This is a genomic window from Anaerotruncus sp. G3(2012), assembly GCF_000403395.2.
In the GTDB taxonomy this organism is placed as follows: domain Bacteria; phylum Bacillota; class Clostridia; order Oscillospirales; family Ruminococcaceae; genus Anaerotruncus.
This window is the reverse complement of sequence record NZ_KE159657.1, coordinates 52,508-69,792: the sequence shown is the minus strand read 5'-3', so window position 1 is coordinate 69,792 and position 17,285 is coordinate 52,508. Positions and strand designations below refer to the sequence as shown.

18 protein-coding genes are annotated in these 17,285 nt (G+C 59.1%); 11 read left to right on the top strand and 7 right to left on the bottom strand.

What is annotated here, in order from left to right; translation table 11 throughout:
- Positions 1-43: 43 nt before the first annotated feature.
- From C814_RS06310 to C814_RS06295, 5 genes are all read right to left on the bottom strand, one after another.
- Complete coding sequence (locus C814_RS06310) at positions 44-655, bottom strand: sigma-70 family RNA polymerase sigma factor (RefSeq protein ID WP_016314789.1); 612 nt, start codon at positions 653-655, stop codon at positions 44-46.
- Positions 656-804: 149 nt separating this feature from the next.
- Positions 805-2,160 (bottom strand): MATE family efflux transporter, encoded by a 1,356-nt coding sequence (locus tag C814_RS06305; protein WP_016314788.1) that lies wholly within the window; start codon positions 2,158-2,160, stop codon positions 805-807.
- A gap of 185 nt (positions 2,161-2,345) precedes the next feature.
- On the bottom strand, positions 2,346-3,350 hold the full coding sequence (locus tag C814_RS06300) for a peptidylprolyl isomerase (protein ID WP_016314787.1): 1,005 nt from the start codon (positions 3,348-3,350) through the stop codon (positions 2,346-2,348).
- 176 nt (positions 3,351-3,526) lie between these two features.
- Positions 3,527-3,769: a hypothetical protein gene (locus C814_RS23360; protein WP_016314786.1), complete on the bottom strand. Its 243-nt coding sequence runs from the start codon at positions 3,767-3,769 to the stop codon at positions 3,527-3,529.
- A gap of 163 nt (positions 3,770-3,932) precedes the next feature.
- A complete protein-coding gene (locus tag C814_RS06295; protein ID WP_016314785.1) occupies positions 3,933-4,145 on the bottom strand; it encodes a hypothetical protein in 213 nt (70 codons plus the stop codon).
- Positions 4,146-4,287: 142 nt separating this feature from the next.
- Here C814_RS06295 and C814_RS24035 point away from each other — a divergent pair, with 142 nt between their 5' ends.
- On the top strand, positions 4,288-4,464 hold the full coding sequence (locus C814_RS24035) for a hypothetical protein (protein ID WP_016314784.1): 177 nt from the start codon (positions 4,288-4,290) through the stop codon (positions 4,462-4,464).
- A gap of 153 nt (positions 4,465-4,617) precedes the next feature.
- Positions 4,618-5,139: a ferritin-like domain-containing protein gene (locus tag C814_RS06290; RefSeq protein WP_016314783.1), complete on the top strand. Its 522-nt coding sequence runs from the start codon at positions 4,618-4,620 to the stop codon at positions 5,137-5,139.
- A 1-nt stretch (position 5,140) separates the two neighbouring features.
- Here the strand turns inward: C814_RS06290 and C814_RS06285 are convergent, their stop codons facing one another.
- On the bottom strand, positions 5,141-5,344 hold the full coding sequence (locus tag C814_RS06285) for a hypothetical protein (protein ID WP_016314782.1): 204 nt from the start codon (positions 5,342-5,344) through the stop codon (positions 5,141-5,143).
- Positions 5,345-5,418: 74 nt separating this feature from the next.
- Between C814_RS06285 and C814_RS24755 the strand changes: the two genes are divergently transcribed.
- Positions 5,419-5,553: a hypothetical protein gene (locus C814_RS24755; protein ID WP_022788166.1), complete on the top strand. Its 135-nt coding sequence runs from the start codon at positions 5,419-5,421 to the stop codon at positions 5,551-5,553.
- Between the two features lie 264 nt (positions 5,554-5,817).
- Here C814_RS24755 and C814_RS06280 read toward each other — a convergent pair whose 3' ends face one another.
- Positions 5,818-8,472: a translation factor GTPase family protein gene (locus tag C814_RS06280; RefSeq protein WP_016314780.1), complete on the bottom strand. Its 2,655-nt coding sequence runs from the start codon at positions 8,470-8,472 to the stop codon at positions 5,818-5,820.
- 840 nt (positions 8,473-9,312) lie between these two features.
- On the opposite strand from C814_RS06280, the gene C814_RS06275 reads away from it, so the two are divergent.
- The 8 genes from C814_RS06275 to C814_RS06240 are packed head-to-tail and all read left to right on the top strand — an operon-like array spanning position 9,313 to position 17,280.
- Positions 9,313-9,621: a hypothetical protein gene (locus C814_RS06275; protein ID WP_147407906.1), complete on the top strand. Its 309-nt coding sequence runs from the start codon at positions 9,313-9,315 to the stop codon at positions 9,619-9,621.
- 49 nt (positions 9,622-9,670) lie between these two features.
- A complete protein-coding gene (locus C814_RS06270; RefSeq protein ID WP_016314778.1) occupies positions 9,671-11,683 on the top strand; it encodes a V-type ATP synthase subunit I in 2,013 nt (670 codons plus the stop codon).
- 5 nt (positions 11,684-11,688) lie between these two features.
- Positions 11,689-12,171, top strand: coding sequence for a V-type ATP synthase subunit K (locus tag C814_RS06265; RefSeq protein ID WP_031219367.1), 483 nt, complete (start codon positions 11,689-11,691; stop codon positions 12,169-12,171).
- 43 nt (positions 12,172-12,214) lie between these two features.
- Entirely contained in the window at positions 12,215-12,799 is a 585-nt protein-coding gene (locus C814_RS06260; RefSeq protein ID WP_016314776.1) for a V-type ATP synthase subunit E, read from the top strand.
- 33 nt (positions 12,800-12,832) lie between these two features.
- Positions 12,833-13,801 (top strand): V0D/AC39 family V-type ATPase subunit, encoded by a 969-nt coding sequence (locus C814_RS06255; protein ID WP_016314775.1) that lies wholly within the window; start codon positions 12,833-12,835, stop codon positions 13,799-13,801.
- The gene (locus tag C814_RS06250) at positions 13,794-14,114 is read left to right on the top strand and encodes a V-type ATP synthase subunit F (RefSeq protein WP_022788165.1); all 321 of its coding nucleotides are present in this window, start codon (positions 13,794-13,796) and stop codon (positions 14,112-14,114) included. The genes C814_RS06255 and C814_RS06250 overlap by 8 nt, the downstream gene beginning before the upstream one ends.
- A 23-nt stretch (positions 14,115-14,137) precedes the next feature.
- A complete protein-coding gene (locus tag C814_RS06245; protein ID WP_016314773.1) occupies positions 14,138-15,910 on the top strand; it encodes a V-type ATP synthase subunit A in 1,773 nt (590 codons plus the stop codon).
- The gene (locus tag C814_RS06240; RefSeq protein ID WP_016314772.1) at positions 15,910-17,280 is read left to right on the top strand and encodes a V-type ATP synthase subunit B; all 1,371 of its coding nucleotides are present in this window, start codon (positions 15,910-15,912) and stop codon (positions 17,278-17,280) included. The genes C814_RS06245 and C814_RS06240 overlap by 1 nt, the downstream gene beginning before the upstream one ends.
- Positions 17,281-17,285: the final 5 nt, after the last annotated feature.

Below are 17,285 nucleotides of genomic sequence, written 5' to 3'. Positions count from 1 at the left end.
TCCCTCTACGGGACTGTCACAAAATAGGGGATACGCGGGCACATCACTCAAGGGTAAATACTGTCCGCAGCTTTCGCCGCACTCTTTGCAAGGCATTGTCAACAGCTTTGGTGGATGAACCGAGTTGTTTCGACATCTCTTCATAAGAATATGAGCTGAGATACAGTTTTAAAACCTGCCGTTCAAACAAGGACAAAAGAGTTTCGATCCGCCTGTTGCGTGCATCGGTCTCCTCACTCTGGATCACAAGCTGTTCCGGATCCAGCGTATGCGCGGTGAGCGCCTCCTCTGGAACCTCCGGCTCGCTGAGTGAAAGATATCCGCGCATCGGGGCATTTTTCTCCCGCATATGCGCACGCAATGCACTGTTTAACTTGTTGTTGATACAGACCGACGCAAACGTCCGGAAACTGCTGTTCAAACCTGCACAGTAATTGCGCACTGCGGTCAGCAGGGCAATCATTCCCTCCTGATACAGGTCATCCGCATCCAGTTCCTTCACGCCGTAGGCGCCTGCCCTCATCCGGACAAAAGGCGCGTACCGCTGGATCAAAGCTGTCAGCGCCTCATCATCGCCGTCTTTCGCACGCGCCACGAGCTGCTCATCGCTTTCTGCCCGGAACAGCACAGCTTCCGGATGGGAAACTGCATTCATCCGATCTCCCCCTGCTCGCCTGCGACGTGCCAAAGTCCCAACAACAAAATTAACATATTGCCATTATACTCGATCTGTCCGCCTTTTGTCAAGATGCATTTGCAAAACCGGGCGCAAAAAAGCTGGTATTTTTGTGAAAAACTCCAAAACTAACGGCCTGTTACATCCCGCAGCCACCGGAACCGGACGATCCGCACCATTGTTATCAGGGATTTTAGGATTTCGTCGCATTTGAGCAGCAGGAATACCGGTGCGGCAGGCCATCCGAGCACCAGCCCGGTATAGAATCCGGCGGGCACCGCCACAAACCAGAGGAAGACCACCTCACAGAGCAGGACGAACTTGGCGTCCCCGCCTGCGCGGAGCACCCCGACCATCCCGATGAGCGCGATCGACTGGAAAAAGACGATCAGCGCGCCAAGCCGGGTGATGGCGAGTGCGATCTCCACCGTCTCGGGGGAGAGGTTGTACATCGAAACGACCATCGGGCCGAGCAGGAGGGTGACCCCTGCCGAAAAAAGCCCCAGCCCGAGCGAAAGCATCAGCAGGGTCACCGAGCGCTGTTTGGCCAGCTCGTAATCCCCGCTGCCGATCGTATTGCCCACAATGGTCAGCGCGGCGTTGCCCACCCCGAAGATCATCACCGAGACAAACTGGTTCAGTACGGTATAGATGCTGTTCGCCGCGACAAAATTGGTGCCCATCCGACCGATCACCACCGCAACCATCGAGGTCCCCAGCCCCCACATCAGTTCATTGCCGATCACCGGTATCGAGATTGCAATATATTTGCGGTAGAGGGCGCGGTTATTGGGAAGCAGGTCCGGGAGCCGGAACCTGATTTTCCCCTCCCTGCGCAGGATATAATAAGCAGTGATTGCAAACTCCGCCACCCGCGCGCAGGCGGTTGCAGCTGCGCCGCCGCGCACCTCCAGCCGAGGGAATCCGAATTTCCCGAAGATCAAACAATAGTTGAGCGAGGTATTGACCACCAGTGAGCTGAGGTAGACAACCACCGAGATATTGACTGTCCCGACCGAACGGAGCATCATGATCGCGACATTGGCCATCGCATAGAGCGGATAGGACCAGCCGATGATCCGCAGATATTGCGCACCGTATTCGATTACCGCCTGCTCGGTGGTGAAAATGCCCATAAACTGGCGGGGAAAGAAGAGGGCGACCGACCCGAAAAAGAGCGCCGCCGCAAGGCTGATCTTGTAGGTCATCGCCTGCACCCGTTTGATGACTTCCACGTCACCCTTGCCCCAATACTGGGCAATCAGGACGTTTGCGCCGCCCGCTACCCCAAAGCAGACAATCATCAGCATAAACCAGAGCTGGTTTGCGATGGAAGTTGCCGAAAGCTGGGTTTCACCGAGCTGCCCGATCATCAGGGTATCCATCATCGAGACCGATACGGTAATCAGGTTTTGCAGCGCGATTGGTACTGCAATCGTCAAAAGCAGCTTGTAAAACGCTTTTTCACGCACGAACAGTTTCATGTTTCCCCTCCGTCACAGATGTAAAGGCAGCGGGTTTTTGCGCCCGCCGCCTTTCGGTTGTTGCTATATCTCCCTGTATCCGCTTGCTGGATGCCCTTCGGCCCCGCAGCCTTTGGATGCCGCCGCAGCGGCCCGCGGGCTGGAACAAAGCCCGGCGGGCTTTTTGCGAAATGCCGGGCAGGTACTCACTCCGCCACAGTTGCCTTCACAATTTTGATTTCCTTGGTCGGCTTGCCGGTCGGGTTTCCGCCCTCGTCCACCTCATCGCTCTGGAGCGCGGCGATCTTGTCCACGACATCCATCCCCTCGGTCACAAAGCCGAACACAGTATGCATGTAGTCCAGATGCGGGGTCCCCCCAAGCTCCCGGTATTTCTCAATCACCGGCTTCATCCGCTCCCGGTAATCATCCGGGACGCCTTCGTTCATCTTTGCAAGCAGCTCGTTGTTGAGCTGCTCATATACCGCATTGAACTGCTCCTGTGTGGTGATCTGGTCGATCATTGCATCCAGACGCATACTCGCCTGATAGACGATCCTGTTCTGGTACATCATGGTCAGAAACTGGTCAACTTCTTCATCGCTTTTGATCGCGCTGGGATTCTGCACGATAAAGAACTGGCTGCCGTTGGTGGTGTAGCCCGCATTCGCCATCGAAAGGGAACCCCGGAAGTTGTGCAGCAGGTCGGTGAACTCGTCCTCAAACGGCTCGCCGAAGATACTCTCACCGCCAGCCCCGGTCCCCTCGGGGTCGCCGCCCTGGATCATGAAATCCTTGATGACCCGGTGGAAGGTCAGCCCATCATAATAACCTTCCTTCGCATGGGTCACAATGTTCTCGACCGCCTTGGGCGCCTGCTCGGGGAACAGCCGGATTTTGATGGTCCCTTCGCTGGTCTCGAGGGTCAGAACCGGCAGCCCGGCATAGTCGCCGGTCCCGTTATAAAGCGCGTCGATCTGTTCCGCCAGCTCCGCCGCCGAAAGCTCATCCCCCGGAAGCGGCTTTTCCGCCGGAATCTCTGGGACCTCCACATCGGAAGCACTGTCCGAGCTGCTGCTCTCCGCCTCGGAGGAGGACGAAGATTCCCCCTCCGATCCAGCCCCGGACGAGGAATCGGCCCCCTGCGTACCGCAGGCCGAGATGCCTGCGGCCAATGCCAGCGCAAGCAGTATTGAAATCCATCTTTTCATTTCCAAAAATCCTCCAGTTGAACTTCTGATGTTGGCAGATGCCAACAGAATGGTTTTCCCGTGTGTTGACGATCTCGTCAAATAACGTGAACCAGTATAGCACAAAAACAGAGGCCGCTTATGAACCTTTTGTAAATTCATACCGCAAAGCCTCTGTTTCTCTGGTTGGGACGGGTTCATCCATAAACCCGCTGTTTTTCGGTGAGCCATTCGGCCATCCGGGCAAGTCCATCCGCGTCGATCGGGAACTCCTCCCGATCAAGCACCTGCGCCTTCTCGTAACAGACATCGAGGTAGACCTCGGCTGTCATCGCCTCCCCGGACGGGGAAATCCGGTACCGGAAGGACTCCACGCTTCCAATGTAAGGGTTGCCAAAGCTGAAATAATCCAGGTTCGGCAGTTCGCACATCTTTGCCATCTGTTTCTCCTTTTTCTGTCTGTTCGATTTTTGGTTCTCTTCCGCTTGTTTTCCAGTTTGCTGGCGATACAGTCCCAAGCCGCCTTTGACCGCCGGCTTCAGCAGTTTGATTATAGGGCAAATCCATGCAAAATACAATTCCTTTTCTCAAAAAACCTCTGAACTAGATCCGGCTTAACTGCTCAAACAGCCGGTTTACCTGCTGCTGGGAAACCTTCCCGCGTGCCATGCCCAGCACCTGATTCAGTGTCATCCCCCGCGCCATCCCCAGCATCGGATGGTTGAGCAGCGCGGGATATTCCCGCTGGAGCAGGGCGCGCGCATTTGGGTTTGAAAGAACCTCCCCCACCGTAATCTGTCCGTTTTTCAGATTCATCCTCTCACCTCCTGTCAACCCATTGTATGCCTTCCCCGGCTGGTTGTTGCCGCTGCTGTCATAGACGCCCGATTTCCGGACATACTGTTTTTCAGGGGCGTTGTCCCCCTACCAGCAACCGATCAAATCAGGAGGTTTTTCCATGCAGAATCCACTTTTAAACAGCAACAAGGGCGCATCTGACGGGCAGTATTTCTCATCCCTCCCGCCGGTGGTACAGGCTACCATCAAACAGTGCGGCGTCAAGTTTTCCAGCGAAGAGGAGCTGCGCAGCTATGCGGAAAAGCTGATGCGTCAGAGCGGCGGGGCGCAGTCCTGACCGCTCCCACAACAACAGAAGCCTGTTTCCGGTCCCCCTGTCTGGGACGTGGAAACAGGCTTTTCTATCTGTTTGCAGGCATATCACCGGCGTGGTGCACATAGAGATGTCTCATACCGAACCTTTTTTCAGAAACCTTCAGGAGGAGTTTTTATGCCGCTTCCGCCCACTGCCGACCCTGCCCCTTATCCCGAGATCGCTGTCTGCGGGCAGGACTGCCGCTATGTAGAGCTGCTTTCCAAGAGTTTTGCCTCCCGGCGCGGGGAGCTGACCGCCATTACCCGGTATTGCTACCAGAGCTGGATGCTTCAAAAAACCACTCCCGAGCTCTCCCATCTGCTGATCCGCATTGCAATGGTCGAGATGAAGCATCTGGACATCCTCGGACAGCTCATCCTTCTGCTCGGCGGGGAACCACGCTACTATGTCCCCAGCCCGCCGGGCTGTGTTCCATGGAATGGGGGAATGGTTGACTATACCAGCCGCAGCCTTGCGCAGATGCTCCGGAACAACATCGAAGCCGAGCGGTTCTCCTGCCGCACCTACCGCGTACACGCCGGCCAAATCCGGGACAAAAAGGTCTCAGCGATGCTGCGCCGCCTCGCACTGGACGAACAGCTGCATATCCGGCTGTTTGAGGATGCCCTGTCGGCCTTTTGCCTGCCTCCCTCATGATTTAAAATCGCACCAGCCTGGCTTCGGCCGAATTGATCCGGTACTGGGGCTCCGCGCGGTAGACCGGGAGCGGTTCCGGGATTTTCGGACGGACCGGTTCAGGTACCGGCGCCTGACGCGGGTGGTTCCAGTCCTGCTGCGGTGAAAAACCCGGCTGGCCGCAGTGCCTGCGTCCTATATACCCGATCTGACGATGACGGTTCATATGTCTGTTCACCTCCCGCTCTATCCTATGCAGGGTCCCGCCCTTTTGACTTTTCTATTTTGGAGGCTGCCTATATGAAATGCTGTGACTGCCGCCCGCCGCTGCGCCGGTGCCGTCCGAGCGGCTGCCGCCCCGGATGCCTTCCGATCCTGTTGATCGCCGCCGGCATTCTGCTGCTGTCCTGTGTCCTTTGGATGCTGTTCTTCTGATCCACGCACGTCCCCTCCCTTTCCCGCATATCCTGTGAAAAAAGGGGGGACTTTCCATGTCCGGACAGAACGGTCAGATGATCCGTGTGGCCATCCTCTTCCTTGCAGCGGTGCTCTTTTTGCTGCCACAGCTACAGGGAACAAAAGGTGTCTTTTAAAGGGCCTCGGCAAGCGCGGCGTCTCCCGCCGACAGCCAGCGACAAAAAAGAGGGCTTTTTGCCAGTGAAAAAGCCCTCTCCTTATCTTCCAAAGCCGGACAGGCTGTCACCGTCCGGCTTTTTCGAATGCATCCCGCATGGCATCGGATTTGACCCGCCGGTTGCTGCGTGCCAGCGCAGCGGAAATCTTCCCCTCGACCAGCTCAACCTCCTCACGGAACGCCCGCGCCGAAAGCCGCAGCGCACCATGCCCCAAAATAATCAGCTGTTCCGCGCTGTCCGAGGTGGCCACCCGCACCCGATGGTTTTTCCCGATCTCATAGGTGGCCTTCTCGATATAGGCGTCGGCTGTTTCCGCCTCTTTGGTGTAGACCACGTGGATATTGTGGTACCGGGTGACCGACCCCGGGTTTCCCGGCACCTTGTAAGCGTCGAACACCAGGATCACCTCGCAGCCGCAATATCCCTGATAGTTGCTCATCAGGTCCATCAAACTTCCACGGGCGGCGTCCAGATTGTCCCGGGCGATCTCTTTCAGCTCGTCCCACGCGTGGAGGATATTGTACCCGTCAACCAGGAGGTATTCCGGCCCGCTGGGGACCGGTGCCGGAACAGGCTTTTCCGCACCCTCCCGTTCGACGCGGGAAAGGGCGGACTGCGGCGCCATCGCCCGGCGCTTGATCGGGCCATAGGTGCGCTCAAAGATCGCCTGTAACTCCTTGTCCTGCTCCAGGCTTCCCCCGTAGGCCGGGCCGGCACGCCGGGGCACCCCTGCTGCGGGTTCCGCCCCCTGCATCCCCGGGTTTCTGGACGGAAGCCCGCTTTCGACATGCATATATTCCCGCACCCGGTCCCACCGGACGGTAAAACCCGCGCCATGCGCGCAGAACACCGAATCGGCCGGATGCTCAAGGTCCCGCTCGCTGTCGTAGCCGAGCGCCTCCACCACCTCCTGCTGGTTGTGGCAGGGCGCATACCCCAGAAGCGTGCAGGAGAGCCTTCCCTGGCCGCGGGTATAGGACGCGACCTCGACCGCATAATCCCGCATACAGGCAACCGGGGCCGAACCGGTCACCACCGCATCCGCGCCTGCTGTCTCGGGCGGGTCGACCTGTCCATGCCGCCGCTGCAGATCGTTGAGCGCCCGGCCCACCGACCCGGCGGGCAGCTCCAGCCGGAAGCGGTACCACGGTTCGAGCAGGATACTTTCAGCGGACATCAGCCCCTGACGTACCGCTCGATAGGTCGCCTGCCGGAAATCCCCGCCTTCGGTGTGCTTTTCATGGGCGCGCCCGGCAACCAGCGTGATCCGAAGATCGGTGACCGGAGATCCGGTCAGCACGCCGGGCTGTACCTGCTCCTCCAGATGGGTAAGGATCAGCCGCTGCCAGCTGCGGTCGAGCATCTCCTCGCTGCACGCCGTCCCGAACTCCAAACCGCTCCCCGGTTCGCCCGGTTCGAGCAGGAGATGCACTTCCGCATAGTGGCGCAGCGGCTCGAAATGCCCAATCCCTTCCACGGGGGCGGCGATCGTTTCTCGGTAGACGATGCTCCCTGTCCCGAACGAAACCTCCCAGCCGAACCGCTCCCGGATCAGCCGCTGGAGCACCTCCATCTGCACCTCACCCATCAGCCGGACCTGTATTTCCCGCAGCTGTCCGTCCCACGAAAGCCGGAGCTGCGGGTCCTCCTCCTCGAGCTGCCGCAGTTTCCGGAACGCGAGGTGCGGGTCACAGCCCTCGGGCAGCTCCACCCGGTAGGTCAGCACCGGTTCGAGGCTGGGCGGCTCCCCCATGGCTTCACAGCCAAGCCCTTCGCCCGGGCGGCTCCCGTCCAGGCCGGCCACCGCGCAGACCTCCCCTGCAAACACCTCTTCTGCCAACCGGTACCGGCTCCCCGAATAGATGCGCAGCTGGTCGGCTTTTCCCTCCCAGACCGCACCTTCCGGCATCCCCTCCCGGCGGTTGGTCAACAGGGCCTTCACACGCAGGCTCCCGCCCGTGACCTTGAGAAAGGTCAAACGCGCGCCGCCCGGGTCGCGGCCAATCTTGTAAATCCGCGCACCGAACGTCTCCGGATAGTCGGGCATCTGGGTGAACCGTTCAATCCCTTTTAACAGGGCGTCCACCCCGTCAAGGCGGAGCGCCGAGCCGAAATAGCAGGGGAACAGTCTGCGCTGCGCAACCAGCGAGGCGACAAATCCGTCCGGGAGAACACCGTCCTCCAGATAGCGGGCCATCGCCTGCTCATCGCAGAGCGCGACCTCCTCCCAGAACGCCTCCCCTTCCTCGCCGCCGAATGCGGCGCATCCCTCCTCAAGCTGGCTTTTGAGCGCGGACAGCAGCCCCTCCCGGTCGCTGCCCGGCAGGTCCATCTTGTTGACAAACAGGAATACCGGCACCCGGTATCTGGCGAGCAGGTCCCAAAGGGTACGGGTGTGGCCCTGTATCCCGTCGGCGCCGCTGATGACAAGGACTGCGTAATCCAGGATGCCGAGAACCCGCTCCATCTCGCTCGAAAAATCAACATGCCCCGGTGTGTCCAGCAGGGTGATCCCCCATTCCCCCACCGGCAGCTCCGCCTGCTTGGAAAAGATCGTGATTCCCCGCTCCCGTTCGAGCGCATCGGTATCCAGAAACGCATCCCGATGGTCCACCCGCCCAAGCTTCTTCAGGCAGCCGCTCCGGTAGAGCATCGCCTCCGAAAGGGTGGTCTTTCCCGCGTCAACATGGGCCAGTATCCCAACAGCCAGCTTTCCCATACTCCATTTTCCTCGTTCCTGCATTTTTGGCAGACGCCAAGACCGCCGCGAAAACAGTCTTTTCCGGCGGATCAAATCAGCAAATCCAACTTTGCTTTTTCGGATATCGTCAGCACACGCAAAAGCGAGCGCTTGCTTTGCACTAAAGTGGAGGGCAAAAGCCCGCCGGCACGCTCTGCGCGCAAGATAACTGCGCAATCCAATCCAGCGCTGCCGCCGCCCCTGCCGTAAGCCCGAAAAGAACCCATTCTGCGTCTTTCCAATTACTCGATTATAGCACAAAAATCCTGGCCCGGCAACATTGGCCCTGCTCCCTGTCTGCGGCATCCAGAGCCGCAGGAGAATTCCTTATTTGCAGGGAAAGTGAGTGCATATCGTGAAAAGAGAACCTTGAACTGCCAGATGCGGGCTTGCTTGCTGCCTGTGTTCAGAAAATATAAAATGCTGTGGCTGCCATTCAGATTTATCAAAGACTGGAAAACGCTGAATTCTGCTTTGTTAAGCAGTGGGCCACAATGGGCAATTACCTGTTGTGGCCCTTTTTGGTGAAGGGCTTGAAGAACCCGGTATCAACGGCATAAAAGGAAGCCGAGAGGCGCTGCAGAGCATATCACCAGAGCCCTCCAGCCCCCTTGATAAGCCCTCGAATGCAAAATGCAGGATACCGATGTAAATCTTGCGAAATCCAGAAAAAGATGCTCTTTTTTCGTACCAATTATATTGCATTTTGCCTTATTTTCGTGTACAATAACAAAGGTGTCTCTGATGGAGACCCTCTCCTTTCTAAAGGATGGCTACAAAAATACATCTTCAAACGGTGCAAAACAGGTGGTGATAAGCATGAACCAGAATACGGTGCAGACGATCCGGGATGCAGAGCTTGCAGCGGAAGAAACCGCTAAAAAAGCGGCTCTTGAGCGGGAATCTATCCTTGCCAAGGCCAAGAGCGACTGTGCACAGTCGGCCTCCAAAATGATCAGTGACGCCAAAGCGCGTGCCGCCCTCGAGGTTGAACAGGCGCGCCTGCTCGGTGAAGGCCTCCAGAAAGAGGCGCTCACAGCGGCGGAGTCGAAGATTGACGGCTTGCGCGCACAGGCGCAGTCCAGACGGAAAGAGGCGCTCAACCTGATCCTCTCCGAACTGGTCTAGGCGGGTTTTGACAGCCCGCTGATCCCATCTAAAAAGGAGGTATCGTTTTATGGCGGTATTGCAGATGCAACGCATCAGCATATGCGCGCTCAAAAAGGATCGTAAACAGATTCTGGAACTCCTGCAGCGGCGCGGCGCGGTCGAATTGACCGATCTGCCCTTGCAGGACCAGGTATTCGGCAAGCCGGACACGCAGGAGCAGAAGTCGCTGTTTGAAAAAGCGGCTTCCACCGCCAGCCAGGCTGTCGAGGTGCTCAACGAGTATGTCCCGGAAAAGTCCTCGATGTTTGCCATGTTCGAAGGCAGGCGCGCGATCTCCGCAAAAGAATACGACGCGCTCTGCGGCAAACGGGATGAAATTTCCGAAACAGCATCCCATCTGGTTTCCCTCTCGAAAAAAATCGCGGAAAACCGCGCGGAACTGGTGAAACTGCAAACCCAGCTCGACCAGCTCGCACCGTGGGCGGGCCTCGATGTCTCGATGCGGTTTACCGGGACCCGCACCACTGCGGCGTTTATCGGGTCGTTCGCCGAGCCGCTCACCCTTGAGGAGCTATACCGGCGGATTGCCGAGCTTGCCCCCGAGGTGCAGGCGGTCAACATCGACCTCATCAGCCAATCGAACGAGCAGACCTGCATTATGGCGGTCGTCCCGCGCGGCGATGCGCCCGCCCTGGAGGAGGCGCTCCGTTCGATGGGCTTCATGCGTCCCCCATCCCCGTCCAAGCTCCCGCCTTCCGAGCAGATCGGCATCCTTTCTCAACAGGCCAAGGAGGCTGAGGTGGCGGTGCAGAGCGCACAGGCCGAGATCGCCTCACAGGCCAAGGCGCGGGAATCCCTGCTCTTCCTCTCCGATTATTATACGATGCGTGCCGAACGGTATCAGGCGATCGGCTGCCTCTCCCAGTCGCGCAGCACCTTCCTGTTGACTGGGTATATCCCCAAACCGGACGCTGCTGCGCTCGAAGCTGCGCTTACCAGCCGGTTTGACCTCGCGGTCGAGCTGGAAGATCCGGGTGAGGAAGAGGAAGTCCCCTGCGCACTGCGCAACAACGGGTTCGCGGAGCCGGTCGAAGGGGTGCTCGAGTCGTACGGGTTGCCTCTGCGCAGCGAGATCGACCCGACGCCGATCATGGCCTGCTTTTATTATTTCCTCTTCGGCCTGATGTTCTCGGACTTCGGCTATGGCGCGCTGCTCTGCATCGGCACCGGCCTGGTCCTGCTCAAGTTCAAAAATATCGAACCGGGCCTGCGCAAGATGGTCAAGATGTTCTTCTTCTGCGGTATCTCGACCGCTGCATGGGGCATCGTGTTCAGCAGTTATTTCGGCGACGTGGTCAACGTCGTTTCCCGCACCTTCCTCGGGCATGAGGTCAGCATTCCGCCGCTCTGGTTCCTGCCCCTCAACGACCCGATGAAGCTGCTCGTCTTTTCGATGGCAGTCGGCGTTGTCCACCTGTTTACCGGCCTGGGCATCCAGCTTTACCTGCACATCAAGCACAGGGATTACAAAAGCGCGCTCTGCAAGGTGATTTTCTGGTATATGCTCGTCGGCGGGCTGATCGTTTTCGGGCTTTCGACCGATATGCTGGTCAGTGTTTTGCAGCTTCCGTTCGCTGTCCCTGCTGGCATTGGCAGCGTGTTCGGATGGGTCGCCGCAGCCGGCGCGGTGGGGATCGTGTTCACCAACGGAGACAGCGCCAACCCGGCTGTCCGGTTTGCGCAGGGGCTTTACGAGCTCTATAACGTCACCGGCTACCTCAGCGACATCCTCTCCTACTCCCGTCTGCTCGCGCTCGGCCTCGCAACCGGCGTTGTCGGCTCGGTTATCAACCAGATGGGTTCCATGGGAGGCAAAACCGTTCCCGGCGTGATCCTCTTTGTGCTCGTCTTCCTAGTCGGGCATATCCTCAATTTCGGTATCGAACTGCTGGGCGCGTATGTCCACTGCAACCGCCTGCAGTTTGTCGAGTTCTTCGGTAAGTTTTATGAGGGCGGCAGCCGTCCGTTTTCACCGTTTGCTGCCCATACCAAATATTTCAAATTTAAGGAGGAAAACTAATCATGATGGCTAATATGGGAATTGCATTTGCGATACTGGGCGCGGCGCTCGCCGCCTGTCTTGCGGGCGCAGGCTCCGCGATCGGAGTCGGCATTGCCGGCCAGGCTGCCGCCGGTGTTACCACCGAGGACCCCGCGAAATTCTCCAAGGTTCTGATCCTTCAGCTGCTCCCGGGCACCCAGGGCATCTACGGCCTGCTGATCGCATTCCTCTGCCTGTCGAACGTCGGCGTTATCGGCACCCCGGTCGAGATCTCGCTCGCCAAGGGCGTCATGTACTTCTTCGCCTGCCTGCCGATGGCAATCGCCGGCCTGATGTCCGCGATCTATCAGGGCAAGGCATCCGTCTCCTGTATCAGCATGGTTGCAAAGCGCCCGGACCAGTTCGGTAAGGCAATGATCTTCCCGGCAATGGTCGAGACCTACGCGATCCTTGCCCTGCTGATCTCCCTGCTCGCCATCAGCGGCGTTGGCGCGATCAACATTTAAGCGGAATCGGTTCCGTACTTACAAAGTTTAGGAGGATTCTGCGATGACAGGATTAGAAAAAATCGTAAAGCAGATCCGGGACGAAGCTGCCCAGTCGGCCAGCGAGGTCATCGCACAGGCGAAAGAAGAGGCTGCTGCATATACCGCCGAGGCCCAGAAACAGGCCAAGGCGGACTGTGCTGCGATTGCGGCGCAGGCGAAAACAGCGGCGGAAGCCGCTTCCGCCGCGGCAAAATCCGCTGCTGACCTTGCGGTGCGCCGGGAGGTTCTCGCCGCAAAACAGCGGATCATCTCCGAGGTGATCGCGGATGCGCAGCAGTCGATCCGTTCGCTGCCCGACAAGGAGTATTTCGACCTGATTCTCAAGATGGCCGGTAAATTTTCGCTGCCGCAGGAAGGGGAAATCGCTTTCTCCGCCGCTGACCTGGGCCGCCTGCCCGAGGGTTTTTCGGAGGCGCTCTCCAAGGCCGCGAAAGGCCCCCTTTCGATCTCCGCCAATCCCTGCACCATCGACGGCGGCTTTGTGCTGACCTACGGCGGCGTCGAAGAGAACTGTTCGCTCGAGGCGCTGTTCTATGCGGCGCGTGAGTCGCTTCAGGATAAGGTGCATGCCCTTTTGTTCGCATGACGCGCGTGCAGTCCGGTAAAAGGAGGTCAAGAAATGTCTGAATCATATACCTATGCGGTCGCACGCATCCGCGCAAACGAGCTTGCACTCTTCAACGACCAGGCGATCGAGCAGCTTCTCGCCGCCAAAAGCTATGAGGAATGCATCCGGCTGCTGCAGGACAAAGGCTGGGGCGGGATGGAAGCCAACCCCACCGCCGAAAGCCTGCTTGCCGAAGAGCGGGAAAAGACCTGGGCGCTGATGCGCGAGCTGGTGCCCGACCTCTCGGTTTTTGACGTATTCCTCTACACCAACGATTACCACAACCTGAAAGCCGCAATCAAGCTGGTCTGCACCGGCTCGGAGGACTTCGGGCTGTTCATCTCACATGGCACGATCGACCATCGGGAACTGCTGCACGCGGTGCAGGAGCGGGACTGGGGTTCCCTGCCCGACCCGATGCGCGGCCCTGCGGAGGAGGCTTATACCGCGCTCGCCCAGACCCGCGACGGGCAGCTGTGCGACATCATCCTCGACCGCGCGGCGCTTGATGCGGTCTATGCAGCGGGCAAAGCCTCGCGTGACGAGCTGGTCCGCAGGTATGCGGAGCTGACCGTCGCCGCCGCTGACATCAAAACAGCGGTGCGGTGCGCACGCACCGGCAAGCCGATGGATTTCATCCGCCGCGCGCTGGCCGAGTGCGATTCTCTGAGTGTCTCCCGGCTCGCGAAAGCGGCCGCCGAAGGGCTGGATTCGATCTGCGACCTGCTCTCGACGACCGACTACGCGGACGCGGTCGAGGTGCTGCGGCAGTCCCCGTCCGCATTTGAGCGGTGGTGCGATAACCTCATCATCCGTTATATCCGTCCCCAGCAGTTCCAGAGCTTCGGCGTCGGGCCGCTGGCGGCCTACATCCTTGGGCGCGAAAACGAAATCAAATCGGTTCGGATCATCCTTTCGGGCAAGCTCAACCAGCTTTCCGACCAGTCGATCCGGGAAAGGGTAAGGGAGATGTATGTATAGGACAGCAGTCATGGGGGACCGCGACAGCATCTACGGCTTCGCCGCGCTCGGGCTGGATACCTTCCCTGTCACCGACCCGGCAGAGGCTTCCAAAAAACTCCGCCAGCTCGCCGAAGGGGAGTATGCGGTCGTCTATATCACCGAAGCACTCGCGGCACAGATCCAAGCCGAGATCGACCGCTACCGCCTGGCCCCGCTCCCCGCGATCATCCCGATCCCCGGCGTCTCGGGCAACACCGGCATGGGGATCCTCAATGTCAAAAAATCTGTGGAGCAGGCGGTCGGCTCCGATATTATCTTCAACGGCAACTAATAGATAGTAGGTGAATGCATAAAATGAGCAAAGGTACGATCAAAAAAGTAGCCGGCCCGCTGGTTATCGCCGAGGGGATGCGCGATGCGAACATGTTCGACGTCGTGCGCGTCAGCGACCAGCGCCTGATCGGTGAGATCATCGAGATCCACGGCGACCAGGCTTCGGTGCAGGTCTACGAAGAGACCTCCGGCCTCGGCCCGGGCGCACCGGTGGAGTCCACCGGCGTCCCGATGAGCGTTGAGCTTGGCCCCGGCCTGATCTCGAATATCTATGACGGTATCCAACGTCCGCTTGAGGCGATCATGGCCAAGAGCGGCAACTCCCTTGAGCGCGGCGTTGAGGTTCCCTCGCTCGACCGCGATAAGAAATGGCATTTCACCCCGGTGATGGCTGCTGGGGACCCGGTCGTGGGCGGCGATGTAATCGGTACGGTGCAGGAAACCGAAGTGGTTCTGCACAAGATCATGGCGCCGGCCGGGATCGTCGGCAAGCTGAAGTCGATCACCGAGGGGGATTACACCATCTCGGAGACGGTCGCGGTTATTGAGACCGAAAACGGTTCCGAACAGGCACTTACCCTGATGCAGAAATGGCCGGTCCGCGTCGGGCGGCCCTATAAACAGAAGCTCTCCCCGGATAAACCGCTGGTCACCGGTCAGCGGGTCATCGACACCCTGTTCCCCATCGCCAAAGGCGGTGTTGCGGCGGTCCCCGGCCCGTTCGGTTCGGGCAAGACGGTCGTACAGCATCAGCTCGCCAAGTGGGCGGACGCGGACATCGTTGTGTACATCGGCTGCGGTGAGCGCGGCAACGAGATGACCGACGTTCTGAACGAGTTCCCCGAGCTGAAAGACCCGAAAACCGGCCGTTCGCTGATGGAGCGCACCGTCCTGATCGCAAACACCTCGGATATGCCGGTTGCGGCGCGTGAGGCGTCGATCTATACCGGTATCACGATCGCCGAATATTTCCGCGACATGGGCTATTCGGTCGCGCTGATGGCCGATTCGACCTCCCGTTGGGCGGAAGCGCTGCGCGAGATGTCCGGACGCCTCGAGGAGATGCCTGGTGAAGAGGGTTATCCCGCTTACCTCGGCAGCCGTCTGGCGCAGTTCTATGAGCGTGCCGGGCGCGTGGTTGCGCTCGGCGCGGATGGGCGCGAGGGCGCGCTCTCGGTGATCGGTGCGGTTTCCCCTGCGGGCGGCGACATCTCCGAGCCGGTCACACAGGCGACCCTGCGGATCGTCAAGGTGTTCTGGAGCCTCGACGCCCAGCTCGCCTACCGCCGCCACTTCCCCGCGATCAACTGGCTGACCAGTTATTCGCTCTACACCGATTCGATGTCCAAATGGTTCAACGGGCATGTCCAGCCCGACTGGATGGAGCTGCGCGCCCGGATCATGCGGCTTTTGCAGGACGAATCCGAGCTGGATGAGATCGTCAAGCTGGTCGGTATGGATGCGCTCTCCGCGCCCGACCGCCTCAAGCTTGAGGCCGCCCGTTCGATCCGCGAGGACTTCCTCCACCAGGATGCGTTCCACGAGGTGGACACCTTTACCCCGCTCCAGAAGCAGTATATCATGATGGAGCTGGTGCTGGCGTTCTACGACCGCTCGGTTGCTGCGCTCGAAAAAGGCGCGCCGATCGACGACCTGGTCAAGATGCCGGTCCGCGAGCGGATCGGCCGCTACAAATATACCCCTGCCGAGCAGCTGGAGGCCGAATATAACGCGGTCTTTAAAGCCCTCGAGCAGGAGATCGAAGAGATTGTATCACGGAAGGAGGAATTCTGATGCCGAAGGAATACCGCACAATCCAGGAGGTCGCAGGCCCCCTGATGCTGGTGCGCGGCGTCGAAAACGTCACCTACGACGAGCTGGGTGAAATCGAGCTTGCTTCCGGTGAAAAACGCCGCTGCAAGGTGCTTGAGATCGACGGCAGCAATGCGCTGGTTCAGCTCTTTGAAAGCTCGACCGGTATCAACCTCTCCAATTCCAAGGTCCGCTTCCTCGGGCGGAGCATGGAGCTTGGCGTTTCGGAGGATATGCTCTCCCGCGTGTTCGACGGGCTGGGGCGCCCGATCGACGGCGGCCCCGAAATCCTGCCCGACAAGCGGGTGGACATCAACGGCCTGCCGATGAACCCCGCTGCGCGCAACTATCCGCAGGAGTTCATCCAGACCGGCGTTTCAGCAATTGACGGGCTGAATACCCTTGTCCGCGGCCAGAAGCTGCCGATCTTCTCGGCATCCGGTCTGCCCCACGCCAACCTCGCCGCACAGATCGCGCGGCAGGCGAAGGTACGCGGAACCTCTGAGCCGTTCGCGGTTGTCTTTGCCGCAATGGGCATCACTTTCGAGGAATCCAACTTCTTCATCGAGAGTTTCCGTGAGACCGGCGCGCTCGACCGTACCGTCCTGTTCATCAACCTCGCGAATGACCCGGCGGTTGAGCGTATTGCGACCCCGCGTATGGCGCTGACCGCTGCCGAGTACCTCGCATTTGAAAAGAACATGCACGTCCTGGTCATCCTCACCGACATCACCAACTATGCGGATGCGCTGCGTGAGGTTTCAGCCGCCCGTAAAGAGGTCCCCGGACGCCGCGGTTATCCCGGCTACATGTATACCGACCTCGCCTCGCTGTACGAGCGTGCAGGGCGGCAGAAGGGCAAAAACGGTTCGATCACGATGATCCCGATCCTGACCATGCCGGAAGATGACAAAACCCATCCGATCCCTGACCTGACCGGTTACATCACCGAAGGCCAGATCATCCTTTCGCGTGACCTCTACCGCAAAAATATTGCGCCGCCGATCGACGTGCTGCCCTCCCTGTCCCGCCTGAAGGACAAGGGAATCGGTGCGGGTAAGACCCGCGCCGACCATGCCAATACCATGAACCAGCTGTTCGCCGCCTATGCACGCGGCAAAGAGGCGAAAGAACTCATGGTCATCCTCGGTGAGGCTGCACTGACCGATATCGACAAGCTGTATGCGCAGTTTGCCGACGCATTTGAAAACGAGTATGTCTCGCAGGGCTACGACGCCAACCGCGACATTGAGGAAACCCTCGCGATCGGCTGGAAGCTGCTCAACATCCTGCCCCGCAGCGAGCTGAAACGAATCAAGGACGAGTTCCTCGACGAATACTACGGAAAGTAAGGGGT